Consider the following 25,309-nt stretch of genomic DNA (forward strand, 5'->3'; position numbering starts at 1 on the left):
CATGCCGGATTATCAGCTCATCAAAAAAGAACTCGAAGGCATCGCCGTCGAAGACAATCCGGCGCTGGTGCGCCAGAAGAGCCGGGATTTCTACTGGTATTCGCCGATCCTGAAGGCGCAGCTCGACAATGTCACCGCCGATCTCGTCGTGACGCCGAAGACCGAGGAAGAGGTGATCCGCACGCTGAAGGTCGCCTATGCCCATGATGTGCCGGTCACCCCGCGCGGCGCCGGCACCGGCAATTACGGCCAGGCCATGCCGCTTTCCGGCGGCATCGTGCTAAACCTCGCGGGCATGAACAAGATCAAGGAAATCCATCCCGGCCGCGTCATCTGCGAACCCGGCATCGTCATCGCCGAGCTCGACCGCCAGACCAAGGCGCATTCCGGCCAGGAACTGCGCTTCCATCCCTCGACCGCGCAGACGGCGACGATCGGCGGCTTCATCGCCGGCGGCTCCGGCGGCGTCGGCTCGATCACCTGGGGCGGATTGCGCGATATCGGCAATATCCTGCGCCTGCGCGTCGTCACCATGGAGGCCGAGCCGCGTGTGCTTGACCTCACCGGCTGGGACCTGACCAAGGTCAGCCATGCCTACGGCACCAACGGCATCATCACTGAGATCGAAATGCCGCTCGCCCCGGCCTATGACTGGGTGGACGTGCTGGTCGGCTACGACGATTTCATGGACGCCGTGCGCTTCTCGGATGCGCTCGCCAAATGCAACGGCATCCTGGTCAAGGAAATCGCGCCGATCGCAGCGCCCATCCCCCATGACTATTTCTCTCGCCACAAGCCCTATATCCGTCAGGGCCAATCGATCGTGGCGCTGATGATCGCGCCGCATGCCGTGGACCCGTTCCTGGCCTTCACCAGCCAGCAAAAGGGCGAAATCACCTTCCGCTCCGACAAGGTCGAGAGCATGAAGGGCATTCCGCATGCCTATGAACTCGCCTGGAACCACACGACGCTGCGCGCCATCAAAGTCGACCCGAGCATCACCTATCTGCAAGTGCAGTATCCGAGTCCGGATCACGTCGCCAAGGTCCAGAAAATGGTCGAGATCTTCGGCGACGAAGTGCCCGGCCATCTCGAGTTCATCAGGTTCGACGGCGAGATCCAGTGCGCCGGCCTGCCGCTGGTGCGCTATACGTCGGAGGCGCGGCTGGAAGAGATCATTCGCATCCATCAGGATCACGGCTGCCCGATCTTCAATCCGCATCGCTATACGCTGGAGGAAGGCGGCATGAAGCAGACGGATACCGTCCAGCTCGCTTTCAAGAAGGAAACCGATCCGAAGGGCCTGCTGAACCCCGGCAAGATGATCGCCTGGGACAATCCCGACTTCGACTTCACGGCCGGCGAGAACTATCTCTTTCCTGGTCTTGCGGCGCTGATGGAGGCCTCATGAGGGTTCTCGTCCTCCATTCGCATCCCGTCGAAGAAAGTTTCGGCGCGGCGCTGCACCGGCAGACGATTGAGAGCCTGAAAGCGGCCGGCCATGAGGTCGACGACTGCAACCTCTATGCCGAGGGCTTCGACCCCGTACTCTCCCGCCACGACCGGATGATCTATCACGACTATCCGGAAAATACCGAGGCGGTGAAACCCTATGTCGAGCGCCTGCAATGGGCGGAAGCACTTGTTATCGTCACCCCGGTCTGGAATTTCGGCTTTCCAGCGATCCTGAAAGGCTATTTCGACCGCGTCTGGCTGCCGGGCGTCACCTTCGAACTGGTGAATGGCAAGGTGACCTCGAAGCTGCGGCATATCCGCAAGCTCGGGGCCGTGATGACCTATGGCGCCGATCCCTTCCGCGCCTTCATCGTCGGCAATCCGCCGAAGAAGATCATCAAGCGCATGCTCCGCGCCATGATCAAACCCTTCGCCCCCGTCGTCTTCCTCGCCCATTACGACATGAACCGCTCCACGGACGAGACGAGAAAGCGCTTTTTGGAGAGAGTGAAGCGGGAGATGGAGCGCTTTTAGCTGCCACCCATCGGTGAAATCACCTCGCCGCCGATCCCCATCCGCATCGAGTCCTAAGCCTAACCAACTGCTTGCTGCAGGTGTTTTACATCACCTTCGCCGCTGTCACCTCGACCTCGACCAGAAACTCCGGCCGCGTAAATCCGCCGACGATGATCAGCGTGGAGGCCGGCTTCGGATCGAGTATATAGCGGTCGCGCACGGCCATATAGGCAGGAAAATCCTCGCGTTTCGTGACGAAACCGGAAATGCGGATCACGTCGGAGAAGTCCATGCCGGCTTCATCGAGGATCACCTTGATCGCCTCGAAGCAGAGTTCCGCTTGGCTAGCGACATCTGGTGGAATGCTATCGTCGAGGGCAATGCCGAGCTGGCCTGATGTGACCAGCAGACTCGCGCCTGATGGCACCAGCAGGCCGTGATTATAGTTGCCGAAGGGGCGGCGAACGGAGGGCGGATTGAAAGTTTTCTTCATCGGCATCGTTTCCCATTGGTCGCGCCGATTTCAGCATTTCACCGGCAGCCGGGCAAGCCGTTCAGAGCGCTTGCGCCGGCTCCACCGCCCGGTTTCGCCGCACTTCCAGCAGGATATGGCCAAAGAGCGCGATAAGCACGATCGGGCCGCCGATTAGCGTCGCCTGCGATGGCCGTTCAGCGAGGAATATCCAGACCCACAGAGGCGTCAGCGGCACCTCGAGCGAGGTCAGCAGGCTGGCATCGGCGGCCGGGATCAGCCGCGAGCCGAAGGTATAAAGGCTGAGACCCATGGCGTTCTGGATGATGCCGAAGGCGATGATCAGGCCGAGATCATGCCCGGACACCATCGCCGGCGAAGCGAACCAGAAGGTGATGAACGAGCAGAGCCAGGCGGACAAGGCCATCGCTGGCAGCATAGGCACATCCCGGTGCTGGCGCATGACAACAGCGAGACCGGCGACCGACAACGTCATGACGCAGGCCAGGCCCTTGCCGAGCCAACCACCGCCCCCGTTGCCGCTTACCTCACCGGAGAGCATGACCAGCACGCCGATGAGCGCCACGACGCTGGCGACCAGCGTCGCCATGCTTGGGCGCTCCTTGATGAAGACATAGGCGACGCCCGCGGTGACGAAGGGCACCGTCGCATAGATCACCATCGCATCGGCGACGGAGGTATAATAGATCGAGCCGATGCCGCTGATCATGGACGTGGTGGAAAACACCGTTGCGGCCAGCGACGGCCAGCGCATGGAGCGAAGAATTCGCCAGGCCCTGCCGCGCTCGATATAGAGAAACAGCGTGAAGACGCCGAGCCCGGAGACGATACCCCGGCAGAAGAGGATGGTCATCAGATCCGCGTGGATCAGGCGGACGAACAGGCCGGAAGTCGACCACGCCAGGGCTGAAGCCGCCACGTAGATCACGCCCAGCCGATATTGCTGCTGCTCCGCCAGCGTCACCACGAATCCCTCCGAACCCTTTAGGCTTAGACTATTAGCGAGCACCAGGAGAGCCCACAAGCGATGCCTGCGGCGCAAAATGTCGTTGATGAGAGAGGAGGTGTCGCGGCTGCAGAACCGCCACGCCCATCTCGGCCCAAACCAGCGCTTGCGTCTTGCGGATATTCCGTATGTCTTTAGGGTACCGAATATTCGGCAGAGGGGGAATCAATGCAGCTATTGCTGGCAGGGCTTTTTGCGTGCGGCTGCGTGAGCCTGGTCGACGCCCCGCTATGGCCGGCTGCCGAAAGCTACGTCAATACGGCAACGGAATGTAGCCAAAGCGGCGATCCCGGCAATTGCCGGCACACGCGCGATATGTGGAAGAGCGAATACGACGCTGCGACCGAGGGAAAATATCAGAACCAGCGAAAGGTCGCACTCTGCCTAAGCACAGGCTGCGACAATGCCATCCAGCCCGACAGTATCCGCGGCTGCGCCTGGCGCATGGTCATCGTGAATTCGAGACACGCGGAGCTGGACAATACCGACACCGAGAATCTCAACCATTTCTGCGGGTCCGCTTATATCGATCAAGCGGGACGGCGCGCAGCCGAAGTCCAGGCGAAGACGATGCTGGAACTCCTCGGGATGCGACCGGGCGCATAGCAGTCGGTACCGCCATGCGCCCGATTTCATTCACACTTGAGCATATGGCGCGAAGAAGCCGCGGATCGCCTCGATCTCATTCGGGCGGATATCGTGGCCGCCCGAATGCCACTCCAGCGTCACCTCGGCTTTCTGCCGCGTGAAATAATCCGCGAGCGCCTTGGTCACCGGCGCCGGCGAGATCGGATCGCGTTCCCCAGCGGTGATCAAAACCCGGCTGCCGTCGAGCTTGGCGTTGTCACGCGGCTGGAACGGGATCAGCGGATGCATCAGCACGGCGGCATCGAAGAGATCGCCGTGTTCGATCAGCACATTGGCGAGAATATTCGCGCCGTTGGAAAAGCCGAGACCAAGCACCTGCGAGGCGCCGTGGTCGACGGCCAGGCTCTTCACATAGGCGGCCATCTTCTCGGTGGCCCGGGCAAGGTCCGCCATGTCGTAGACGCCCTCGCCCGTGCGCCGGAAGAAGCGCGCTGCGCCATGTTCCGAAACGTCGCCACGCGGCGAGACGATGGTCGCCTCCGGCAGCAGGCGGCTGCCGAAATCGAAGAATTGGTTCTCGTCGCCGCCCGTGCCGTGGAGGGCAAACAGAATAGGTTTGCCGGGTGCACCGGGCTTCACCCGGTGCACATAGGTCGTATTCGTCATGATCACCCCCTGTTTAAGCGTCCAGCGGTTCGAGATGCTGCTCGAGCAGTGCCCGCAGATGAGCGTGCTGTTCCGGCAGCTTCAGCGCCTCGCCGAGATGGGCCGTATCTTCGTCTCGGTTGAAACCGGGCTCGTTCGTAGCGACTTCGAACAGCACGCCGCCCGGCGTACGGAAATAGATCGCCCAGAAATAGTCACGGTCGATAACCGGCGTAACCTGATATCCCGTATCCATCAGCGCCTTGCGCACTTCGAGCTGTTTTGCGCGGTTCTCGACGGCAAAGGCAACATGGTGGACGGAACCCGCACCGGGAAGTGCACGGCCGATGTTCGGCATGGTTTCGAGATCGACGAAATCGGCACCATTGCCGCCGGGGATAGCCAGCCGCTTGACGCCTTCATGCGTATCGACGACTTCATAACCCATATATTTCAACAGCTCGGCCGTGGCGCCCTCGTCCCTTAGCCGCATGGCGACGGAATGGAAGCCTCGGATAGCATGCTCGGCATCGACGCCGCCATGCGTCCAGGGCTGACGATCGTCATTCTTGACCTCGACCAGCGCGAAACCGTCCCCATCGGGACCAGCGAAATGGAGGCGCTTCTGGCCGAAGGATTCATCAGCCTTCAGAGCCTCGACGCCCTGCTTGCCAAGCCGCTCGCTCCAATAGCCGATCGCGCCCTCCGGAATGGAGAAAACGGTATTGCCGACTTCGCCTGTGCCCGGACGACCGCGAGCCATCTTCGGGAACGGGAAATAGGTCATGATCGTGCCGGGCGTGCCGATCTCGTCACCGTAATAGAGGTGATAAACATCCGGCGCGTCGAAATTGACCGTCTTCTTCACGCGGCGCAGGCCAAGCGTGTCCGTGAAGAACTTATTGTTGGTGCGGGCATCTTCCGCCATCGAGGTAACGTGGTGAAGACCCTTGATCTGATTGAGCATCTTTAACCCCTTGTCTCGCCCGCAACGGCAGGCGTTTCTCATGAGCAGAAGATGGTCCCACAGCCCGTTTTTCGATAGCCCCCAATAGCCAAACGGATTGTCTCCGATTATTGAACGACAAATGGCGGTCGTTCAATACATCAGCCATTACCCGGATCGCTCGGCAAAGCCCAGTCGATCGGATCCTTGCCATGTTCTGCCAGATAAGCGTTCGCCTTGGAAAAATGCCGGCAGCCGAGGAAGCCGTTATGCGCCGACAGTGGCGATGGGTGTGCGGCTTTCAGCACGAGGTGCCGCTCGGTATCGACGAAGGCGGCCTTCTTCTGTGCGTAGGAGCCCCAGAGCATGAAAACCACGCCGTCGCATTCGTCGTTGACACGGCGGATGACGGCATCGGTGAAGCGTTCCCAGCCCTTGCCCTGATGCGAGGCGGCCTGTGACTCCTCTACCGTCAGCACACTGTTGAGCAGAAGCACGCCCTGCTTCGCCCAGCTTTCGAGAAAGCCGTGACGCGCCGGCGGGACGCCGAGATCGGTTTCCAGTTCCTTGTAGATATTGACGAGCGACGGCGGGATACGCACGCCGGGGCGAACGCTGAAGCAGAGCCCATGCGCCTGCCCGACGCCGTGATAGGGGTCCTGTCCAAGGATCACGACCTGCACTTCATCGAGCGGCGTCAGGTCCAAGGCCCGGAAATATTCGCTGCCGCGCGGAAAAATCACCTTGCCGCGCTGTTTCTCTTCGACAAGAAAGGATTTGAGCTGCTGCATATAGGGGCTGACGAATTCCTGTGACAGCGCCTCTTTCCAGCTTTCCTCCAGCTTGATGCCCGCTTCCGCCATCGTCCCTCGCCTCCATCTTTCGTCAGCATGTCGATTGAGGATGAAAGCGCCAGCGTGTCAAGAAAAGGACTTCCATTGCGGCAGGCAGATCACAGCTTTCCGGCGGCGGACGTCGCCAGAGACGGCGATTGCACTCTCTCCCCCGTCGAGATCAGCAACGCTTCGCGTTCGGCCTCCGGCATGGCACGTACGCGTCGCCTCACCGTGAAGCGGATCGCGGCAAATCCGGCCAGCATCAGCACCACTTTGCTGCCAATACCGAAGGCCGGCATGACGACCGCCCATATGGATAGATCAAAGGCTGTGGCAACGAATACATTGAGCGCAGCGGACAGGAACATCAGGCCAGCCCAGACAAAGCCCACATAAGTAGCGACATCGGGCGCGACTGCGCGGGCAATAGCCGGCAGATACCGATTCATCCAGCCCGGCTTAAGCATCACCACGCCGACAATCGAATAGATAACGCTCGGCTTGAATAGTACGAAACGCGGATCGTCCGTCAGCAGCGTTGCCGCGCCTGCAGCAATGACCAGAAAGAGGCTCAGCCACTCCATGGTATCGATTGGCTTCCGTCGAAGGTATTGTATTCCGATTTGGACAAGGCCAAACGCTATCGCCGAGCAAGCCGAAAGGGTCGCATTATGCGTGAGGGAAAGCAGAACGACGAAAAATAGGCTGGAGGCCAAATCGGCGAGCAGTAGCCTGACCGCATCGAAAAAGCTTTTCACCGCACTTCGGCCCTTGTCGCGACTTCTGTAACGGTCATAAAGCCACCAGCCATCGACATCAAGAGATGGCACTCAATCTTTCCGTAATCACCCCTTAACCCGCGCCATTTGCGGGTCATAGAGCGGCTTCAACGACACCTGGCAGGGCACGCGGCGTTGGGCAACGTCGAGTTCGTATCGGCCGCCAAGCACGAAATCCTCGCTGACCCCATCCGCATTGCGGACATAGCCGTAACCGATCGGCTTGCCGATCGTGTAGCCATAGCCGCCGCTCGACAGCCAGCCGACGCGTTGGCCGTCGCGATAGATGGTCTCGCGACCGAGCAACACGGTTTCGGGATCGTCGGGCACGAAGCAGGCGAACAACTTCTTCACCCCCGAAGCCAACTGCCGCTCGATGGCCTCCCGGCCGCGGAAGGCGATGTTCTTCTTCATCTTCACCGCCCAGGCGAGCCCTGCCTCGACCGGCGTATGGTCGGGACCGATGTCGGAACCCCAGGCACGAAAGCCCTTTTCCAGCCGGCAGCTTTCGATCGCGCGATAGCCGGCATTGATCAATCCGTGATGACGCCCGGCCGCCATCAGCGCATCGTAGACCGTGGCCGCATATTCCACCGGCACATGCAGCTCGTAGCCGAGTTCGCCGACATAGGTCATGCGCAGCGCTCGAACCGGGCAGCCGGCAATGCCGATGGTCTTCACTCGCAGGAACGGAAATGCGGCGTTCGAAACATCGTTCGAGGTGACGGATTCCAGCACTCTGCGCGAATTCGGCCCCATCAACGACAGCACTGAATAGGCAGAAGTGATATCCACCAGTTCGGCATGCATCTCGGCCGGGATATTCCTGGCGATCCAGTCGAAATCATGCGTGGCAAAGCCCGTGCCTGTCGTGATGTAAAATTCGTTCTCGGCGACGCGCGCCACGGTGACATCGCATTCGATGCCGCCTTTGTCGTTCAGCATCTGCGTGTAGGTCAGCGCGCCAACCGGCTTGGCGACGTCGTTGGACGCGATCCAGGAGATCGCCGCTTCGGCATCTCGCCCCTTCAGCACGAATTTCGCAAAAGACGTCTGATCGAAGATCACCGCCGCCTCGCGCACCGCCCTATGCTCACGACCGACCGCAGCAAACCAGTTCTGGCGGCCGTAGCTGTAGATATCCTTCGGCTCCTCGCCGGCAAAAAGGTCGGCGAACCAGTTCGGACGCTCCCAGCCGAGCTTTTCGCCGAAACAAGCGCCCTGCGCCTTCAGCCGATCATAGAGCGGCGACTTGCGGCAGGGGCGGCCGCTCGAATGCTCCTCGAACGGCCAGGCCATGGTGTAATGCTTGCCATAGGCTTCCAGCGTGCGGGTGCGCACCCAGTCCGTATCGAAATGCGGGCGGCCGAAACGCCTGATGTCGACGGGCCACAAATCATAGGGCGGTTCGCCCTTTGCAACCCATTCGGCAAGCGCCATGCCCGCCCCGCCCGCTGACGCTATGCCGAAGGCGTTGAAGCCAGCACCGACGAAGAAGTTTCGAAGCTCCGGCGCTTCGCCGAGGATGAAATTGCCATCGGGCGTAAAGCTCTCTGGCCCGTTCAGAAGCTGCTTGATGCCCGCCGTCTGCAGCGCCGGCACGCGCATCAGAGCCTGCTCCATGATCTGCTCGAAATGACCGAAATTGCTATCGAGCAGCGTGTAATGAAACTCCTTGGGAATGCCGTCGATCGCCCAGGGGATCGGATTCGGCTCATAGCCGCCCATCACCAATCCGCCGACCTCTTCCTTGTAATAGGTCAACCTGTCGGGATCGCGCAGCGTCGGCAGGTTGGAGGGGACGCCGAAGGATTCGGTGATGAGATACTGATGCTCGACGGAGACGAGCGGCACGTTGACGCCGAAGCGCGCGGCAAAGCTGCGCGTCCACTGCCCGGCACAGACCACAACACGCTCGCATTCGATGCGGCCCTTGTCGGTGATGACAGCGCGAATCCTGCCCTTATCGATCTCCAGATCGAGAACTTCGGTGTCCTCGAAAATCGAAACACCGGCCATGCGCGCGCCCTTCGCCAGCGCCTGGGTGATATCGGAGGGATTGGCCTGCCCATCGGTCGGCAGATAGGCGGCACCGATCAGATCGTCTATATCCATTAGAGGCCAGAGATCGAAGGCCTCCTTCGGCGTCAGCAGATGCATTTGCAGCCCGAAGGATTGCGCCGTCGTCGCCTGTCGCTTGACTTCCGTCCAGCGTTCCTCATTGCAGGCAAGGCGCAGGCCGCCGTTCATCTTCCAGCCGGTGGCAAGCCCCGTCTCCGCCTCCAACCTCTTATAGAGATCGACGGAATAGCCGAGCATCTGGGTGATATTGGCGCTGGTACGCAATTGCCCGACAAGGCCTGCGGCATGGAACGTCGTGCCCGAGGTCAGCTTCTTTCGCTCCAGCAGGACCGTGTCTGATAGCCCGAGCTTGGCAAGGTGATAGGCTGTCGAACAGCCGACGATACCCCCGCCGATGACGACCGCCTTCGCTGTTTGGGGCAGTTCTTTCATCGCATCACCTCAAGAATTCCGGAATGATTGATAGGCACGTTCAAATCGCGCCAGATTTTCGCTCGTATAGGCTGAATAATCGAAGTCGATACGGGAATGGATTTCGGAAACCATGCTCCACATCGTCTCGCGCAACAGCGAAGCGCATTTCATTGCCTGATAGCGCCGACGTAGCTCGTCGCTCACCGGCGCCTCGAAATAGGCTTCCAGCATCGCCGTTTCCTGGCTTTCGGAGAATTCGTTGTTGGAAGCAAGACCACCGAGATCGAAGAGCGGCGTGTTGAAGCCGGCATAATCCCAATCGATCAGCCAAAGCCTTGTTCCATCGTCGAGGAAATTGCCGGGCAGAAGATCGTTATGGCCGAAAACGATGTCGAAGGGTCGCGCGGCCTGTTCCAGTCGCTCGGCGATATCGAGGAAGGAAGGCAGCAATGCTCCATGACGGCTACCGCCCTCTTCGAGAAGGGCGGCATAGTCGCATACCACATGAAAAACCCAGAAGATGGCCCCTGCGCCGCGAAAGTGTTTCGCAACATTCTGGTGACAGGAACGGACAAGCGGTACGATGCGCGCTAGCATCAAAGGGTCGCGAATATCCTCCGCGACCAGCGGCTTTCCGTCGATATAGTCCAGCACGAGAACGCCTGGCTCGGAATGAACGACAGCGGGCGACAATCCCGCCGCATGCGCAGCCTTGCTCGCGGCCAGTTCGTTGGCACGTCTGATGTGGTGAACCGGGATATCCGTCCCGAGCCTGACCACGAAACGCCGGCCGCTATCGGTGACCAGGTAGTTGCGATTGGTGATGCCGCCCACGAGCGGAGCGATATCGATCGATCCGCGCCAAATGCCAAGAGCCTGTATCTTGTCTTCGGGCGTTACGATCATCCCTCCTCCAGCGCTAAAATCGCGCGTCTTTTGGATGTAAAAGGTTCCTCACAAAAGGAGAACTGTCAAGAACTAGCCACAAAATGAAACGCTCATTTGGTTTTTTGTTGGATTTTGCGGGGAATAAGGTCTAATCCCTATTAGGCTATGGATATTTTCAACAGAAAGCTTCACCGTAAGTGAGATTTGACTTAAAAATTCAATCTCGAGGTGATTGGAACGAGATGACTTGCGTTTGAGTCGTTATCCCGCTCCAGATGTTTGATCAGGCATGGTCTTATCCGCAAGCCGCTTCGCACGTTTTGGGATCATGCCTTAGCTAGGATCGATACCATGTCGGACATCTCGCAGGTGCCGCTGCATTCGAACCATCGGGAACGCGAGATCCTGGAGGAGCTTCGGCTCGCGGGCGGCGCAAGCCGTATTCAGTTTCTCGCCGAGCGGCTGGCGGTTTCGGAGGAGACCATCCGCCGCAATATCCGCAGCCTGGAGGCCAATGGCCTCGTCACCAAGGTGCACGGCGGCGTTCATATCAAGGACTCGATCATCGAGCAGCCGCTGCATTTCCGGATGAACGAGAATGCCGAGGCCAAACGCATGATCGCGGCCCGCGTCGCGGCAATGATCCAGAACGGCGATACGCTCTTCCTCGACATAGGCTCCACGACGGCCTTCATCGCTGTGGCGCTCCAGAAACATCAGAACCTGTTCATTGTCACGAACGCCGTCTCGGTCGCCCATGCGCTCGCGACCCGCAACGGCAATCGCGTTTTCTTCGCCGGCGGCGAGCTGCGCAGCCATGACGGCGGCGCCTTCGGCACGGAAGCGACCAACTTCCTCCGCCGCTTCAACGTTCGCCATGCCATATTGTCCGTCGGCGCCGTTAACGCCGTGTCCGGCTTCATGCTGCACGATCTGGAGGAGGCGGAATATTCCCGCGAAGCCGCACGCCGCTCCGAAAACCGCATCATCGTCGCTGATAGCGCCAAATTCGGCCGCAGCGCCCCGATCGTCATCGATGATCCCGCCATGTACGATATGATGGTCACCGACGACCTGCCGCCCCCAGATATCCGCGCCATGCTCGACCGCAACGAGATCGATCTCGTCGTCGCCAATCAGCGCCGGATGGAACAGCTCTAACCAGAGCGGTTCAGCTTTCGCCATTCCGGAACAGCGCGCTCCCCTATTCCTATTGTTACTTAACTCCTGCACATGGCTTCCAGGGTCAGCGCCGCCTTGCTGGCATGGCGCTCTTTGTGGCGCAGCAGACGGAAGCTGCGGACCGGCAGGTCGAAGGCGGCCCGCACCAGCAATCCCCGTTGCAGATAAGCCATGGCCGCCGCACTGGAAATCGCCGTGGCGCTCTGCCCATAACAGACCGCCGACAGCACGGCCTCATTCGACGGCAGCACCAGTGCCACGCTGAGATCATGCGGTGAGGTGCCGAGCTTGATGATGGCATTTTCGAATTCGGACCGCGTACCCGAACCTTCTTCGCGCATCACCCACGATGTACCGGTGGCAAGATCGTCAACCGACAGGCTCCGGCCGTCGGCCCAGGGATGATCTGGCGGCACGACGATGACAAGCGCGTCCGGTGCAACGACTTTCATCGACAGGGCCGGCGTATCCACCTCCCCTTCGACGAAGCCCAATTCGGCCGTGCCTTCGATGACTGCCTCGGTGACCGTGCGTGTATTGCCGATCGTCAAATCGAGCTCGATGCCGGGATAGTCACGGTGAAAGCGCATCAGCACGGGTGGCAGCCAGTAGCTGGCGATGGTCTGGCTGGCACGCAGGCTGAGCCGGCCACGCTGCAGGCCACCGAGTTCGGAAAGCATGAGCTCCGCCGATCGCACCCGAGCCAGCGTCGCCTTCGCCTCGCCGAGAAAGGTCCGGCCGGTTTCCGTCAGCTCGATCCGCCGGCCGACACGGTGAAACAACTCGACGCCGTAATACCCTTCGAGGTTCTTGATGGCCGCGCTGACGGCCGAGGGCGTCAAATGGATGGCCTGTGCAGCGTGGGTCAGATGTTCCCGCTCGGCGACGGCGACAAAAATGGCGAGTTGCTCGAAGGTCATGGGAAATCATTCTAATTAATCGAACGAAACATAGGATAATATTCGATGGATGTCGACAACAGGAGGTGAGACTTTCTCTTCATAGCAAATTCTAAATAGCCGAACGGCGGTTCCGCATGTCCCTTTTCCACCGCGCCAATATTATCCTCCCCGGCCTTGCCCTGACGGGCGTCGTAGCCCTTCTCGCCTATGCGGGCGAGCACATTGAGATCGGTATTCTCGGCGGTCGGTGGATCGAGAGCCTGGTGCTCGCCATTGCGCTCGGTATCGTCGTCTGCACCGTAAAGCCGCTGAAGCCCGCCCTGCGCCCCGGCATCGATTTCAGTGCCAAGATCCTGTTGGAAATCGCCATTGTCCTGCTCGGCGCCTCGATCAGCCTCTCGGCCATCGGTGGCGCCGGTGTCTGGTTGATCGCCGGCATCGCCATCGTTGTCGTGCTGTCGATCGCGGCCACCTACACGATCGGCCGGCTGCTCGGCCTGCCGCCGAAACTGGCGACACTGATCGCCTGCGGCAACTCCATCTGCGGCAACTCGGCTATTGTCGCCGTTGCCCCGGTCATTGAGGCCGGTTCGGAAGAAATTGCCGCCGCTCTTGCCTTCACCGCCGTGCTCGGCATCGCCGCCGTCTTCCTGCTGCCGCTGCTCTATTTCCACGCCGGCATGAGCGTGCCGCAATATGGCGTGCTGGCCGGCCTGACCGTCTATGCCGTGCCACAGGTACTTGCCGCCACTGCGCCGATCAGCCTCCTTGCGGTACAGACCGGCACTCTGGTCAAGCTGGTCCGCGTGCTGATGCTTGGGCCTGTCATCTTCCTGCTCGGTATCCTCACCAAGACCGAAACGGCAGGGATGGATAGCCGCACGGGCCATCGCCACTCGCTGGTTCCCTGGTTCATCTGCGGCTTTCTGGGGCTGATGGCCCTGCGCTCTTTCGGCCTGATCCCGGACGCGCTGGTCACGCCGATGGCTGTGATCTCCAACATCCTGACGGTGATTGCGATGGCAGCACTCGGCCTGTCGGTGAACATTCGCTCCGTTGCGCATGCCGGCGGCCGGGTAATCACCGCAGCTACGCTATCGCTGCTGACGCTTGGCGTCATCAGCTATGGGCTGATTGCCGCTCTGCAAATCCAGTAGGTCCGGCATTGCCGTGGGAATTGTCGGAAGCCCGCTTCGGATCTGGCTTCTGAGCCGATGCCAGCAGTACGGCGATCTCATTCCCCGGCGAGGGATAACCGAACGCATAGCCCTGAAGTCCGTCACAACCGGCACGCGCGAGGAGCCGCGCATGGTCCTCGGTTTCGACGCCCTCGGCGATGACCTCGACGTTGAGCGCTCTTGCTATTTCCACGATCGCACCCACCATGCGGCGCTGCTCGTCCGAGACGGTAATTGCCGTCACCAACTGCCGGTCGATCTTCAGCCGCTTCGGCTTCAGCTTCACAAGGCCGATCAGTGAGGCATGGCCAGAGCCGAAATCGTCGATCTCGATCTCGATACCCATCTTTTTGATTGTGTCGATATTGGCGAGCATTTTGTCGTCGGGATCGTCGAGGAAGATCGTCTCGACTAATTCGAAGGCAATGGCATGGCTTGGGATATTCTGAGCCTGCAGCCGTTCGATCAGGTGCGGATCGGCCAGACGTCTTCCCGAGATGTTGACGGCGATACGCGGCGGCGTCAGGCCCTGCAGAGCCCAGGCGGCACGGTCGAACAGTGCGCGGTTCAAGATGGCCGCATCGATCTCTGCCGTCAGCCCGTATTCCTCAGCCACCTTGAGGAATGCTGCCGGCGCCAGCAGCCCCTTCTCCGGATGCCACCATCGGGCCAGAGCTTCCAGTCCCACGATCCGTCGGCTACGCGCATCCACCTGGATTTGGTAGAAAGGCACGATTTCATGCCGCGTCAGCGCCAGCCGCAATTCCTCTGCCAATTGCCGTTCTGCCTGCAGATCGGATTGCAGTTTCGGCGTGAAGAACTCGACGCGGTTGCGGCCGAATTTCTTGGCTTGATAGAGAGCGATATCGGATTCCGCCAGCAGATTGCCGGCGCTGCCGACAGCGCTCCACGCTGCACCGATCGAAGCTCCCACCTGCAGCATTTCATGATGAAAGCGAACATCACGCTGCAGCCGCCAGAGAATATCATCGGCAATGGTTCTGAGTTCATCGGCACTATCGAGATTGACCAGCATCACGACGAACTCGTCGCCGCCAATGCGGGCGACCATATCATCAGCCGCTATCGCCCCGGAAATCCGCACCGCCGCATTCTGCAGCGTCAGATCGCCAGCCGCATGCCCCCATTTGTCGTTGATCTGCTTGAAACAGTCGAGATCGATATGGAGGACGGCCAGCGTCTTGACGGTAGCATCGGCGCACAGTTCCGCCAATCGGCGATCGAAGTAGCGGCGGTTGGGCAGGCCGGTCAGATAGTCGTGGTCGGCGGCATGTTCGATGTCAGCACGGCTCTGCTCCAGCGCGATTGCGCGAGCTTCCGCGACTGCTTTCTGGTTGCTCAGCTCGCGGTTCATCAGGACATCAGCCGTGACGTCCCACTCCGCACCGATGAAGGACGGCGCGCCATCAGGTCCCTCGTAAAAATGGGCCCGCGAGCGCAGATAGCGTATCTTCCCTTCGGGCAGGATGATGCGAAATTGCGAGTTATAGAAACCCTTTTCCGTAATCGCTGTCTCGAACTCGGCGATTGCCCGCTCGACATCGTCAGGATGAAGAGCGCTCAGCCAGATCGCAGACGACACTTTGCGGTCGGTACGGCCGGTCTGGTAGAGCTTGTGCATCTGCGTATCCCAGAGCAATTCCTCTTCATTCAGATTGTGCTCCCAGACGCCGATTTGGGACGTCTCCAGCGCCAATTCCAGCCTCCTCAAGAGATCTTGGAACTCCTGTTCGGATCGCCCTGATACCGTCTCTTCCACCGAGTTCGAACCCCCTTCGGACACATGGAAAGTTTGCATAATTTCAACGATATCTTCGCATCACTCCCTTTAACGATATTTAATAACCCCTCAATAGGTGCGGGCTTTCGCCCGCAACTCCCGGTGCGATCAATTTGTGGTTAATGATTATGGCGCGGCGGATTGGCCGCGAGGTTGCGGAAATCGGCAGCGCCTTCGAGTACTGCGCCATCGGAAAGCTGCGTGACCGAGCGGCGGTAGATGCGCTGCCAAGGCGTCGCTTCCGGCGGAACTGCCGGAATGCCGTCACCCTTGCGTCGCTCGATTTCCGTCTCGTCCACCAGCATGTCGCAGCGGCCTTGATTGAAATCGATGCGGATGGTGTCGCCGGTCCGCAGCCATGCAAGGCCACCGCCAGCCGCGCTTTCCGGCGAGGCGTTCAGGATCGACGGGCTGTCGGCGGTACCCGATTGGCGGCCGTCACCGATCGTGGGCAGGCTGCTGATGCCACGCTTCAGTAAGGCATCCGGCGGCTGCATGTTGACGACTTCGGCAGAGCCCGGCCAACCGATCGGCCCTGCCCCGCGAATGACGAGGATCGTGTTCTCATCGATACCGAGATCGGCATCGTTGATGCGCCTGTGATAGTCCTCCGATCCGTCGAACACCACCGCCCGGCCTTCGAACACGCCCTCGCGGCCCGGCTCCTGCAGATAGCGGCGGCGGAAATCCTCCGAAACGACACTCATCTTCATGATGGCGAAATCAAAGAGATTGCCCTTCAACACCAGGAAGCCGGCCCGCTCCTTCAGCGGCTCGGCGAAAGGACGGATAACCTCGCGGTCTGTCGCCTCCCTGTCCTTCAGGTTCTCCGCCATCGTCTTGCCGGTAACCGTCGGACAGTCGCCATCGAGCTTGCTGGCCTGCAACAGCTCCCACATGACGGCCGGCACGCCGCCGGCGCGATGGAAGCGCTCGCCGAGATAGGCTCCCGCCGGCTGTACATTGGCGAGCAGCGGAATGTCGAAACCATGAACCTGCCAATCATCCGGATGCAGCTCGACCCCGGCATGCTTGGCCATGGCCGCCAGATGTGGTTGCGCATTGGTGGAGCCGCCGATCGCCGAATTGACCTTGATGGCATTCAAGAATGCTGCACGGGTCAGGACATCCGATGGCTTGATATCTTCCAGCACCAGTTCGACGGCGCGCCGCCCGGTGCGATAGGCCATCTGCCCGCGTTCGCGATAGGCGCCGGGAATGGCGGCACAGCCGGTGAGCGACATGCCGAGCGCCTCCGCCATGGCGTTCATGGTCGAGGCCGTGCCCATGGTGTTGCAATGGCCGATCGAAGGCGCCGAGGCGAGCGACGCCTCCATAAAGCCCTCTTCGTCGATTTCGCCAGCCGCCAGCTTGCGGCGCGAGCGCCAGATCACCGTACCGGAACCGGCCAGCTCGCCATCGTGCCAGCCATCGAGCATGGGACCACCGGAAAGGACGATCGCCGGGATATTGACCGTGGAGGCCGCCATCAGCGCCGACGGCGTGGTCTTGTCACAGCCCGTCGTCAACACGACGCCGTCGAGAGGATAGCCGTAGAGAACCTCGACAAGGCCGAGATAAGCGAGATTGCGGTCGAGTGCCGCCGTCGGGCGTTTGCAATTCTCAAAGATCGGATGGGTCGGGAATTCGATCGGAATGCCGCCGGCATCGCGAATGCCGTCGCGGACGCGCTTGGCGAGATCGAGGTGATGGCGGTTGCAAGGCGTCAAGTCGCTGCCGCTCTGGGCGATGCCGATGATCGGCTTGCCGGAGCGCAGCTCTTCCGGCGTGATACCGTAATTCATGAAGCGCTCAAGATAGAGCGCGGTCATGTCGATATGATCGGGATTGTCGAACCAGTCCTGCGAACGCAGACGACGCTTGGGTATGCCGTTGTCGGTCATGTCTTCCTCAGGTCTTTCCTCGGGCATTCTTTTCTTCCAGATGCGCCAGCAAGCCGCTGTGGTCGCTTTCGCCGCCACCCTGCTCCACGAATTCGGCAAACTCTGCCCGGACCGCTTCGGTCAGCGGCAGATGAAGCGACAGGCTTTTGGCAGCGGCAAGAACCGCGTCGAGATCTTTCAATTGGTTGCGCGACGTCCCGCCAGGTACGAAATTGCGCTCGATCATGCGCTGGCCGTGCAGCTCCAGAATCCGGCTTTCGGCAAAGCCGCCACGAATGGCGGCGCGAAACGCCTCGCGCGAACCGCCGCCGGCTTCGACAAGCAGCATGGCTTCCGCAATCGCGCCGATGGTGACCGCAACGATCTGCTGGTTGCCGAGCTTGGCAAGCTGGCCGGCGCCGCTCGGTCCCACATGCGTGACGCGGCCGAGCGGGGCCATGATGTCGCGGACGCTATCGATGACTTCCGCATCGCCGCCCGCCATGATCGCCAGCGTCCCGGCTGCTGCGCCGACCACGCCGCCGGAGACGGGGGCATCGATATGATGAACGCCGCGCTCGGCAAGCTTTGCCGCATTCTCACGAGCGAATGGCGGCGAAATGGAGCTATTGTCGACCACGACGGCGCCGGGCTCCAACGCTTCAGCGACACCGCTTCCGAACAGAACCTCACTAACCGCACCGGCATTGGTCAGCATGGTGAACAATATGGTGGCACCCTTGGCCGCCTCTGCCGCCGTCGCGGCGACGGTCGCTCCATCCGCCACCAATGCGTCAGCTTTGCTCCGATCGCGGTTCCAGACGGTGACGGCAAAGCCGGCCCCAAGCAACCGCCTCGCCATGGGGGCTCCCATCAGTCCGGTTCCGAGAAAAGCAATCTTCCGATCGGTCATACAATGCGTCCTTCCAATTCGTCTTCAATATGGACCTGAATGATCTCGTCGAAAGAGCTCTCGGCCACAAAACCCAATTCCCTCGCCCGCGTCGCCGTAAAGCCCTGGGCCCAGCCGGAAACGATACGCATCACCAGTTCGTCCGGTTCGCGGCGGATCAACTTTACCGTCTTCTCGCCGGCAATGCGACGGAGAGCCTCGATCTGCTCGCCAACCGTGGCGCTGACGCCCGGCATGGAGAGATTTCGATCCGCACCAACTGGCGCAAGATCGATCGTCGCGCCATGAACGAGAAATCCGACCGCCGAACGAGGCGAAGCATGCCAATGCCGCAGGTCCTCCGGCACCGGTAGCACGGCTTCCATGCCGATCAGCGGCTCCCGCAATATGCTGGAGAAGAACCCGGAAGCCGCTCGATTCGGCTTGCCGGGACGAATGCAGATGGTCGGCAGGCGAATGCCGATGCCGTCGAAAATACCGCGCCGCGTATAATCGGCCAGCAGCAGTTCGCTCATCGCCTTCTGCGTGCCGTAGCTGGTGAGAGGCGTCAGATGGAAATCGTCGGGGATAGGCGTCGGAAAGGGCGAGCCGAAAACTGCGCAGGAAGAGGTAAAGACGATACGTGGACGATAGCCATCCTCGGCATGGGCGGCACGGATCGCCTCGAAGAGTTGCCGCGTGCCATCGAGATTGATGCGATACCCCTTGTCGAAGTCGAGTTCGGCCTCGCCGGAGACGATCGCCGCGAGATGGAAAATCACATCTGGCCGGCGAGCCACGATCTTCTCCGCCGCTCCCGGCGCAGACAGATCCCGGGCGCGAGCCTTCACCTTGCCTGTAAAACCCTGAGGCAGAGGAGGCTCGATGACATCGACCAATGTCAGCCTGCTGATCTCCCGGCCGCCGAGACCGCCATCGGCGATCAACCGTTCCGTCAGTTTTCGGCCGATCATGCCGGCTGCTCCGATGATGGCGATGTGCATGGAATCCTCCTTCACGAATGACGACTAACGGGCGTTCCTCCGGCCCGATGTACGTCAATCATTTGCCTAACCGTTAGATAGACCCATGGCGTCAGCATGCAAACGAAATTGGCAGGCACGAGGTAAAATCTTCGAAAAACAGATTGGCCGAAATGGAAAATATCAAGGCCAAGGTGAGATAAAAAGAAGGGCGAGACCTTGCGGTCCCGCCCCTGAAGTATCGGGCACTGGGGGTAACACCCGACACGGCGTTTTTATTCGGCGGCGATCGGGAGAACCTCTGCCGAATGGGTGTTGTTGTCGTTGTGATGATGCTGCTTCAGCGGACGGTTGCCCGTCAGCCTGCGGATCAGCACGTAGAACACCGGCGTCATGAAGATGCCGAAGAACGTTACGCCGATCATGCCCGAGAACACAGCGACACCCATGGCGGCGCGCATCTCGGCACCGGCGCCGGTCGAAGTGACCAAGGGCACGACACCCATGATGAAGGCCATGGATGTCATCAGGATCGGGCGCAAACGCAGACGGCTGGCTTCGACGGCGGCCTGAACCGGTGTACGGCCTTCGAATTCCAGCTCGCGGGCGAATTCCACGATCAGGATCGCGTTCTTCGCCGACAGGCCGACGAGCACCACCAGGCCGATCTGAGTGAAGATGTTGTTGTCTCCACCCGTGAGCCAGACGCCGGTCAGCGCCGCCAATACGCCCATCGGTACGATCATGATGATGGCGAGCGGCAAGGTCAGGCTCTCGTATTGGGCGGCCAGCACGAGGAAGACCAGCAGCAGCGCCAGCGGGAAAACAACGACGCTGGAATTGCCGGCCAGAATCTGCTGGTAGGTCAAGTCCGTCCATTCGAAGTCTATGCCGGGCGGCAACGTCTCATGCAGAATCTTCTCGATCGCCGCCTGTGCCTGGCCCGACGAGTAGCCAGGCGCCGGACCGCCATTGATATCGGCCGCAAGGAAGCCGTTATAGCGGTTCGTGCGTTCCGGACCGGTGGTGGCGTCCACCTTCAGCAGGGCTGAAAGCGGGATCATCTGGCCCGATGCCGCACGAACCTTCAACTGGCCAATATCTTCCGGTTGAGCGCGGAACTTGGCATCGGCCTGCACGCGGACGCTGTAGGTGCGGCCGAAGGCGTTGAAGTCGTTCACGTAGAGCGAACCGAGGTAGATCTGCAGCGTCTGGAAGACGTCCGTGACGGAGACCCCGAGTTGTTCGGCCTTGGCACGGTCGAGATCGGCAAAGAGCTGCGGCACGTTGATCTGGAAGCTCGAGAAGATGCCGGTGAGTTCCGGCGTCTGGTAGGCCTTGGCGATCACTGCCTTGGCCGCCTGGTCGAGCGCCTGGTTACCGAGGCCGGCGCGATCCTCGATCTGCAGCTTGAAGCCACCTGTCGTGCCGAGGCCGTTGACCGGCGGCGGCGGGAACATGGCGATGAAGGCATCCTGGATGGCGCCGAACTTCTGGTTCAGCGCCATGGCGATCGCCCCGCCCGAAAGGTCCGGCGTCTTGCGCTCGTCGAAGTCCTTCAGCGTCACGAAAACAATGCCGGCATTCGAGGAATTAGTGAAGCCGTTGATCGACAGGCCCGGGAAGGCGATCGCATTGGCCACGCCCGGCTGGGCGAGCGCAATATCGGTCATGCGCTTGATCACGTCCTCCGTGCGGTCAAGGCTCGCAGCATCCGGTAGCTGTGCAAAGCCGATCAGATACTGCTTGTCCTGCGACGGCACGAAACCGCCGGGAACTGTGGTGAACAGGCTGTAGGTCGCCCCCACCAGCGCGAGATAGAGCACCATGACGATGCTCTTGCGCGACACCAGGCCGCCGACGCCCTTGCCGTAGTACTTCGAACCGGCCCCGAACGCCCGGTTGAAGCCACGGAAGAACCAGCCGAAGATCGCGTCCATGAACCGCGTCAACCAATCCTTCGGCGCGTGATGGCCCTTCAGAAGCAGGGATGCCAGTGCCGGAGACAGGGTGAGCGAGTTGAAGGCAGAGATGACGGTCGAGATGGCGATCGTCAGTGCGAACTGGCGGTAGAACTGGCCGGACAGGCCGGAGATGAAGGCGAGCGGCACGAAGACCGCGACGAGGACCAGCGCGATCGCAACGATCGGACCGGAGACTTCCTTCATGGCCTTGTAGGTGGCGTCTCGCGGACTGAGCCCACTCTCGATATTGCGTTCGACGTTCTCGACCACCACGATCGCGTCGTCCACGACGATACCGATCGCCAGCACCAGGCCGAACAGACTGAGCGCGTTGATCGAGAAGCCGAAGACATACATCACCGCAAAGGTACCGATGATCGACACGGGAACGGCGATCAGCGGGATGATCGAGGCGCGCCATGTCTGCAGGAACAGGATGACGACGAGGACGACGAGCGCGATGGCTTCGAGCAGCGTGTCGATCACCTTCTCGATCGAGGCGCGGACGAATTTCGTCGTGTCGTAGACGATCTCGTACTTGACACCCGCCGGCATGGCCTGCTGCAGCTCGTTCATGGTCGAGCGCACGTTGTTAGCGATCTCGATCGCGTTCGAACCGGGTGCCTGGAGAACCGCGACGGCGACGGCCGGCTTGCCGTCGAGCAGCGAACGCAGCGTATAATCTTCCGCACCGAGCTCGACGCGGGCGACGTCGCGAAGGCGGGTGATCTCGCCGTTGGCGCCCGTCTTGACGATGATGTTGCCGAACTCCTCGGGTGTGCGCAGGCGGCCCTGCGCATTGACGTTGAGCTGCAGATCCACGCCCGGCCGGCTGGGTGAGGCACCGATGATGCCGGCCGCAGCCTGGACGTTCTGGGAGCCGATCGCATTGCTGATGTCGCTGGCGGCAAGATTATGCTCGGCCGCCTTCTGCGGATCGATCCACACGCGCATGGAATAGTCGCCGGCGCCGAAGACCTGCACCTGCCCGACACCTTCGATGCGGGCGAGCCGATCCTTGACGTTCAGGGTCGCATAGTTTCGCAGATAGGTGATGTCGTGGTCGGCCCCGTCCGAGACGAGGTTGACGACCATGATGAAGTCGGGCGAGCTCTTGACGGTCGTGATGCCGAGGGCACGGACCTCCGTGGGCAGGCGCGGCTCGGCCTGCGAAACGCGGTTTTGCACGAGCTGCTGCGCCTTATCCGGATCTGTGCCGAGCTTGAAGGTGACCGTCACGTTGAGAACGCCGTCGGACGTTGCCTGGCTGGACATATAGAGCATGCCCTCGACGCCGTTGATCTGCTCTTCGAGCGGCGTCGCCACCGTTTCGGCGATGACGGTCGGGTTGGCGCCGGGATAGGTGGCGCGCACGACAATTGACGGCGGCACGACCTCTGGATATTCGGAGATCGGCAGCGCTCTGAGGCCGATCAGGCCGGCGACCACGATGAGGACCGAAAGAACACCGGCAAAGACCGGGCGGTCAACAAAGAATCTGGAGATGTTCATATCAAAGCCCCCTCCGGGGTGAAAACGGGTGCAAAAACCCTGTCCGGCGATTTGGAAGCCGCCGGCGGATCATGCGATTTCGGATATCGGCCTTCTGCCCACGGGCAGAAGGCGAAGTCTTATTGAGCGGTCGCGACCTTCTCAGCCATCTGCGGTGCCACGACTGCACCGGGACGGATGCGCTGCAGCCCGTTGACAACGATCTTTTCGCCGACTTTCAGGCCGTTCTCGATCACTCGCTGCCCGTCGACCAGCGACCCGAGTTGGACCTGCCGGTAATTGACCTTGTTGTCACCATCAACGACGAAGACGAACTTCTTGTCCTGATCGGTGCCGACTGCGCGGTCGTTGATGACGATCCTGTTTTCAGCTTTCGGCTGACCCATGCGAACACGCACGAACTGACCCGGGATCAGACGGCCGCCGGGATTGTCGAAGACCGCGCGCACCGCGATCGTGCCGCTGGCTGCATCCACCTCGTTGTCGATGAGCTGCAGCTTGCCGGTGATCGGCGTGCCATTGTCGTTAGAGGTGCCAATCTGCACGGGGATCTGCTCGACCGGCGGAGCCGCTCCGTCAGTGACCGGGAGCTGTGAAAGCGCCTGAGTTACCGTCTGTTCGCTGGCGTTGAAGCTGGCGTAGATCGGATCGACCGAAACCAGCGTCGTCAGGGCCGGCGAAGCGGAACCGGCGGCCACGAGGTTGCCGACAGTCACCTCGATCTTGCCGACGCGACCGGCGATCGGAGCTCGAACCTGCGTATAGTCGAGGTTCAACTGTGCCGTCTGCAGGGCGGCTTGTGCCGCCTTCAGATTGGCTTCGGCCCCGGCGTAATTGCTGGCGCGCGTGTCCATGTCGCTCTGCGAGATCGTCTTGTTGTCGGAGAGCTTCTGGCCGCGGTCGACCTCGACCTTGGCGAGATCCAGCTTGGCCTTGGCCGCTGCAACTTCCGCCTGCGCCTGGGCGACGGCCGCCTCATAAGGTGCCTGATCGATCGTCACGAGCAGGTCGCCCTGCTTGACCAATGCGCCTTCGCGGAAGTGCACCGACTCGATGGCGCCGGCCACACGCGGACGGACTTCCACACGGTCGATAGCTTCGAGCCGGCCGGAAAACTCCTGCCAGGTCGTGATGTCATGCGCCTCGACGGCAGCGACGGTGACGGGGATCGCCGGCTTCGCAGCCGGGGCCGCCGTCTCGGTCGCTTGAGCGCCGCGGGGCATATCCAGATAGAAGGCTGCGCCTGCAACGGCCGCAGCAACACTCATGCCGGCGCCCCATAGGGCCCAGCGCTTACCGTTGGACTTCATGTTAGTCTCTCCTGTTGATCCCGGCTTGGGGCACGGGATCGAAAATTCCTAGCGTCTCGACATCATCAGACTTGGTCGATCAAGCCTGCACATCCTCGACAAAGTTCCGGAAACAACAGCAGACATCCTGCTGCCATGACGGCTTATCCTTAGACTGCCCGCCGTAGATGGTGGGCCAGCCTGTCCCGGCGGGAAGGACTTGCTGGCGAACACGGACGCCGGCCCCTTTCAGGCGGCTGCCGTATTCCATGCCCTCGTCGCGGAGCGGGTCGTCCTCGGCCGTGAGCACCAATGCCGGCGCGAGGCCCGAAAGCCGCGAACAGTATCGAGGCGCTGCATAGGGGTGACAGACACCGCCCAGGAAACCCAGGTAACGGTTCCAACCCTCCGTCCAACGCTCGCGCATGCCGCTTTCCTCCGCCTGGAGGAAAGATTTCGATCCCATGAAAGGATCAAGCAGAGGCGAAATCAGCACCTGTCCGTCCAGCGAACCTGGCATCTGATCGCGCGCTTTTAGAGCCACGCCCGCTGCAACGTTGCCACCCGATTCCTCACCGGCGACAAAGAGCAGCGATTTTTTCGCCCCGCCCAACGCAAGCATATTCCGCTTGTTGCCGAGATAGGCGAGAATCCCGTAGGCGCTTTCCAGAACCTGCGGAAAGGCATTCTGATTGCCGCTGGTGTAATCGGCAGCAACCACGATCGCACCGGCTTCCGCAAGACTTGCGGCCACCGGCCGGTCAATAGCATGCTCGGTATCGATAAAGGCGCCACCATGCAGATAAAGCACGATGGGTGCCGCCTTCTTCAGACCTTCACCGTTGTAGACCCGTGCTGCAACCGGCCCCGTGGGCACGTTTTCCAGCATCACATCTTTCCACGGCGCACTCATGGGCCCACATCCTTATCTATTCGATTGAACATGATCTCTTCCAAAAGCCGTTTCACACGCTTCAGAATCATGTTCCGGATTGCGCGGCCCCAAGCGCCCCATGCCGCGTTGCAACATTCACATCTACAACATATTGTTATTCCGTTCTGAGAATAAGTAGCC

21 protein-coding genes are annotated in these 25,309 nt (G+C 60.8%); 5 read left to right on the forward strand and 16 right to left on the reverse strand.

Annotated features, from left to right (window positions below):
* The first annotated feature begins 1 nt into the window (after position 1).
* Positions 2 to 1,411 carry an FAD-binding oxidoreductase gene (locus tag GGD50_RS06590; RefSeq protein ID WP_107109001.1) on the forward strand — a complete coding sequence of 470 codons (1,410 nt, stop codon included), beginning with the start codon at positions 2 to 4 and terminating at the stop codon, positions 1,409 to 1,411.
* Positions 1,408 to 1,989, forward strand: a complete 582-nt coding sequence (locus tag GGD50_RS06595; protein ID WP_107109002.1) for an NAD(P)H-dependent oxidoreductase — start codon at positions 1,408 to 1,410, stop codon at positions 1,987 to 1,989. Before GGD50_RS06590 ends, GGD50_RS06595 begins: the two co-directional genes overlap by 4 nt.
* 85 nt (positions 1,990 to 2,074) lie before the next feature.
* Here GGD50_RS06595 and GGD50_RS06600 read toward each other — a convergent pair whose 3' ends face one another.
* Both GGD50_RS06600 and GGD50_RS06605 read right to left on the reverse strand, forming a co-directional pair.
* Positions 2,075 to 2,464, reverse strand: coding sequence for a RidA family protein (locus GGD50_RS06600; RefSeq protein WP_107109441.1), 390 nt, complete (start codon positions 2,462 to 2,464; stop codon positions 2,075 to 2,077).
* Between the two features lie 61 nt (positions 2,465 to 2,525).
* On the reverse strand, positions 2,526 to 3,431 hold the full coding sequence (locus GGD50_RS06605) for a DMT family transporter (protein ID WP_245407498.1): 906 nt from the start codon (positions 3,429 to 3,431) through the stop codon (positions 2,526 to 2,528).
* A gap of 207 nt (positions 3,432 to 3,638) precedes the next feature.
* On the opposite strand from GGD50_RS06605, the gene GGD50_RS06610 reads away from it, so the two are divergent.
* A complete protein-coding gene (locus GGD50_RS06610; RefSeq protein WP_107109003.1) occupies positions 3,639 to 4,076 on the forward strand; it encodes a hypothetical protein in 438 nt (145 codons plus the stop codon).
* Positions 4,077 to 4,106: 30 nt separating this feature from the next.
* Here the strand turns inward: GGD50_RS06610 and GGD50_RS06615 are convergent, their stop codons facing one another.
* The 6 genes from GGD50_RS06615 to GGD50_RS06640 all read right to left on the reverse strand — a co-directional run bounded on the left by GGD50_RS06615 (position 4,107) and on the right by GGD50_RS06640 (position 10,666).
* The gene (locus GGD50_RS06615; RefSeq protein WP_107109443.1) at positions 4,107 to 4,724 is read right to left on the reverse strand and encodes an alpha/beta hydrolase; all 618 of its coding nucleotides are present in this window, start codon (positions 4,722 to 4,724) and stop codon (positions 4,107 to 4,109) included.
* Between the two features lie 13 nt (positions 4,725 to 4,737).
* Positions 4,738 to 5,670, reverse strand: coding sequence for a VOC family protein (locus GGD50_RS06620; RefSeq protein WP_107109004.1), 933 nt, complete (start codon positions 5,668 to 5,670; stop codon positions 4,738 to 4,740).
* Between the two features lie 140 nt (positions 5,671 to 5,810).
* On the reverse strand, positions 5,811 to 6,512 hold the full coding sequence (gene ung, locus GGD50_RS06625; RefSeq protein WP_107109005.1) for a uracil-DNA glycosylase: 702 nt from the start codon (positions 6,510 to 6,512) through the stop codon (positions 5,811 to 5,813).
* A gap of 89 nt (positions 6,513 to 6,601) precedes the next feature.
* Positions 6,602 to 7,315, reverse strand: coding sequence for an inner membrane-spanning protein YciB (locus GGD50_RS06630; RefSeq protein ID WP_245407499.1), 714 nt, complete (start codon positions 7,313 to 7,315; stop codon positions 6,602 to 6,604).
* Between the two features lie 15 nt (positions 7,316 to 7,330).
* The gene (locus GGD50_RS06635) at positions 7,331 to 9,778 is read right to left on the reverse strand and encodes a GcvT family protein (RefSeq protein WP_107109006.1); all 2,448 of its coding nucleotides are present in this window, start codon (positions 9,776 to 9,778) and stop codon (positions 7,331 to 7,333) included.
* A 9-nt stretch (positions 9,779 to 9,787) separates the two neighbouring features.
* A complete protein-coding gene (locus GGD50_RS06640; RefSeq protein ID WP_107109007.1) occupies positions 9,788 to 10,666 on the reverse strand; it encodes a choline kinase family protein in 879 nt (292 codons plus the stop codon).
* Positions 10,667 to 10,999: 333 nt separating this feature from the next.
* Between GGD50_RS06640 and GGD50_RS06645 the strand changes: the two genes are divergently transcribed.
* On the forward strand, positions 11,000 to 11,809 hold the full coding sequence (locus GGD50_RS06645; RefSeq protein ID WP_107109008.1) for a DeoR/GlpR family DNA-binding transcription regulator: 810 nt from the start codon (positions 11,000 to 11,002) through the stop codon (positions 11,807 to 11,809).
* Positions 11,810 to 11,868: 59 nt separating this feature from the next.
* Here GGD50_RS06645 and GGD50_RS06650 read toward each other — a convergent pair whose 3' ends face one another.
* Entirely contained in the window at positions 11,869 to 12,750 is an 882-nt protein-coding gene (locus tag GGD50_RS06650) for a LysR substrate-binding domain-containing protein (protein WP_107109009.1), read from the reverse strand.
* A gap of 116 nt (positions 12,751 to 12,866) precedes the next feature.
* On the opposite strand from GGD50_RS06650, the gene GGD50_RS06655 reads away from it, so the two are divergent.
* Positions 12,867 to 13,889, forward strand: coding sequence for a YeiH family protein (locus tag GGD50_RS06655; protein WP_107109010.1), 1,023 nt, complete (start codon positions 12,867 to 12,869; stop codon positions 13,887 to 13,889).
* Here the strand turns inward: GGD50_RS06655 and GGD50_RS06660 are convergent.
* From GGD50_RS06660 to GGD50_RS06690, 7 genes are all read right to left on the reverse strand, one after another.
* Complete coding sequence (locus tag GGD50_RS06660) at positions 13,852 to 15,729, reverse strand: sensor domain-containing protein (RefSeq protein WP_181316090.1); 1,878 nt, start codon at positions 15,727 to 15,729, stop codon at positions 13,852 to 13,854. The two genes, GGD50_RS06655 and GGD50_RS06660, sit on opposite strands and share 38 nt — an antisense overlap.
* Positions 15,730 to 15,830: 101 nt before the next feature.
* Positions 15,831 to 17,615 (reverse strand): IlvD/Edd family dehydratase, encoded by a 1,785-nt coding sequence (locus tag GGD50_RS06665; protein ID WP_107109446.1) that lies wholly within the window; start codon positions 17,613 to 17,615, stop codon positions 15,831 to 15,833.
* A 7-nt stretch (positions 17,616 to 17,622) separates the two neighbouring features.
* Positions 17,623 to 18,507, reverse strand: coding sequence for an NAD(P)-dependent oxidoreductase (locus tag GGD50_RS06670; protein WP_107109011.1), 885 nt, complete (start codon positions 18,505 to 18,507; stop codon positions 17,623 to 17,625).
* Complete coding sequence (denD, locus tag GGD50_RS06675; protein ID WP_107109012.1) at positions 18,504 to 19,490, reverse strand: D-erythronate dehydrogenase; 987 nt, start codon at positions 19,488 to 19,490, stop codon at positions 18,504 to 18,506. The genes GGD50_RS06670 and denD overlap by 4 nt, the downstream gene beginning before the upstream one ends.
* Before the next feature lie 254 nt (positions 19,491 to 19,744).
* Complete coding sequence (locus tag GGD50_RS06680) at positions 19,745 to 22,945, reverse strand: efflux RND transporter permease subunit (protein WP_107109013.1); 3,201 nt, start codon at positions 22,943 to 22,945, stop codon at positions 19,745 to 19,747.
* A gap of 119 nt (positions 22,946 to 23,064) precedes the next feature.
* Positions 23,065 to 24,255, reverse strand: coding sequence for an efflux RND transporter periplasmic adaptor subunit (locus tag GGD50_RS06685; protein WP_107109014.1), 1,191 nt, complete (start codon positions 24,253 to 24,255; stop codon positions 23,065 to 23,067).
* A gap of 79 nt (positions 24,256 to 24,334) precedes the next feature.
* Positions 24,335 to 25,147, reverse strand: a complete 813-nt coding sequence (locus GGD50_RS06690) for an alpha/beta hydrolase fold domain-containing protein (protein WP_107109015.1) — start codon at positions 25,145 to 25,147, stop codon at positions 24,335 to 24,337.
* Positions 25,148 to 25,309 lie beyond the last annotated feature (162 nt).

Source organism: Martinezella paranaensis (assembly GCF_014200235.1).
Lineage (GTDB): Bacteria > Pseudomonadota > Alphaproteobacteria > Rhizobiales > Rhizobiaceae > Rhizobium > Rhizobium paranaense.

Excerpts from the sequence above, each read along its gene's own strand:
- GGD50_RS06590 (WP_107109001.1), top strand. The coding sequence starts at position 2 with ATGCCGGATTATCAGCTCATCAAAAAAGAACTCGAAGGCATCGCCGTC.
- GGD50_RS06595 (WP_107109002.1), top strand. The coding sequence starts at position 1,408 with ATGAGGGTTCTCGTCCTCCATTCGCATCCCGTCGAAGAAAGTTTCGGC.
- GGD50_RS06600 (WP_107109441.1), bottom strand. The coding sequence starts at position 2,464 with ATGAAGAAAACTTTCAATCCGCCCTCCGTTCGCCGCCCCTTCGGCAAC.
- GGD50_RS06610 (WP_107109003.1), top strand. The coding sequence starts at position 3,639 with ATGCAGCTATTGCTGGCAGGGCTTTTTGCGTGCGGCTGCGTGAGCCTG.
- GGD50_RS06615 (WP_107109443.1), bottom strand. The coding sequence starts at position 4,724 with ATGACGAATACGACCTATGTGCACCGGGTGAAGCCCGGTGCACCCGGC.
- GGD50_RS06620 (WP_107109004.1), bottom strand. The coding sequence starts at position 5,670 with ATGCTCAATCAGATCAAGGGTCTTCACCACGTTACCTCGATGGCGGAA.
- ung (WP_107109005.1), bottom strand. The coding sequence starts at position 6,512 with ATGGCGGAAGCGGGCATCAAGCTGGAGGAAAGCTGGAAAGAGGCGCTG.
- GGD50_RS06635 (WP_107109006.1), bottom strand. The coding sequence starts at position 9,778 with ATGAAAGAACTGCCCCAAACAGCGAAGGCGGTCGTCATCGGCGGGGGT.
- GGD50_RS06640 (WP_107109007.1), bottom strand. The coding sequence starts at position 10,666 with ATGATCGTAACGCCCGAAGACAAGATACAGGCTCTTGGCATTTGGCGC.
- GGD50_RS06645 (WP_107109008.1), top strand. The coding sequence starts at position 11,000 with ATGTCGGACATCTCGCAGGTGCCGCTGCATTCGAACCATCGGGAACGC.
- GGD50_RS06650 (WP_107109009.1), bottom strand. The coding sequence starts at position 12,750 with ATGACCTTCGAGCAACTCGCCATTTTTGTCGCCGTCGCCGAGCGGGAA.
- GGD50_RS06655 (WP_107109010.1), top strand. The coding sequence starts at position 12,867 with ATGTCCCTTTTCCACCGCGCCAATATTATCCTCCCCGGCCTTGCCCTG.
- GGD50_RS06660 (WP_181316090.1), bottom strand. The coding sequence starts at position 15,729 with ATGCAAACTTTCCATGTGTCCGAAGGGGGTTCGAACTCGGTGGAAGAG.
- GGD50_RS06665 (WP_107109446.1), bottom strand. The coding sequence starts at position 17,615 with ATGACCGACAACGGCATACCCAAGCGTCGTCTGCGTTCGCAGGACTGG.
- GGD50_RS06670 (WP_107109011.1), bottom strand. The coding sequence starts at position 18,507 with ATGACCGATCGGAAGATTGCTTTTCTCGGAACCGGACTGATGGGAGCC.
- denD (WP_107109012.1), bottom strand. The coding sequence starts at position 19,490 with ATGCACATCGCCATCATCGGAGCAGCCGGCATGATCGGCCGAAAACTG.
- GGD50_RS06680 (WP_107109013.1), bottom strand. The coding sequence starts at position 22,945 with ATGAACATCTCCAGATTCTTTGTTGACCGCCCGGTCTTTGCCGGTGTT.
- GGD50_RS06685 (WP_107109014.1), bottom strand. The coding sequence starts at position 24,255 with ATGAAGTCCAACGGTAAGCGCTGGGCCCTATGGGGCGCCGGCATGAGT.
- GGD50_RS06690 (WP_107109015.1), bottom strand. The coding sequence starts at position 25,147 with ATGAGTGCGCCGTGGAAAGATGTGATGCTGGAAAACGTGCCCACGGGG.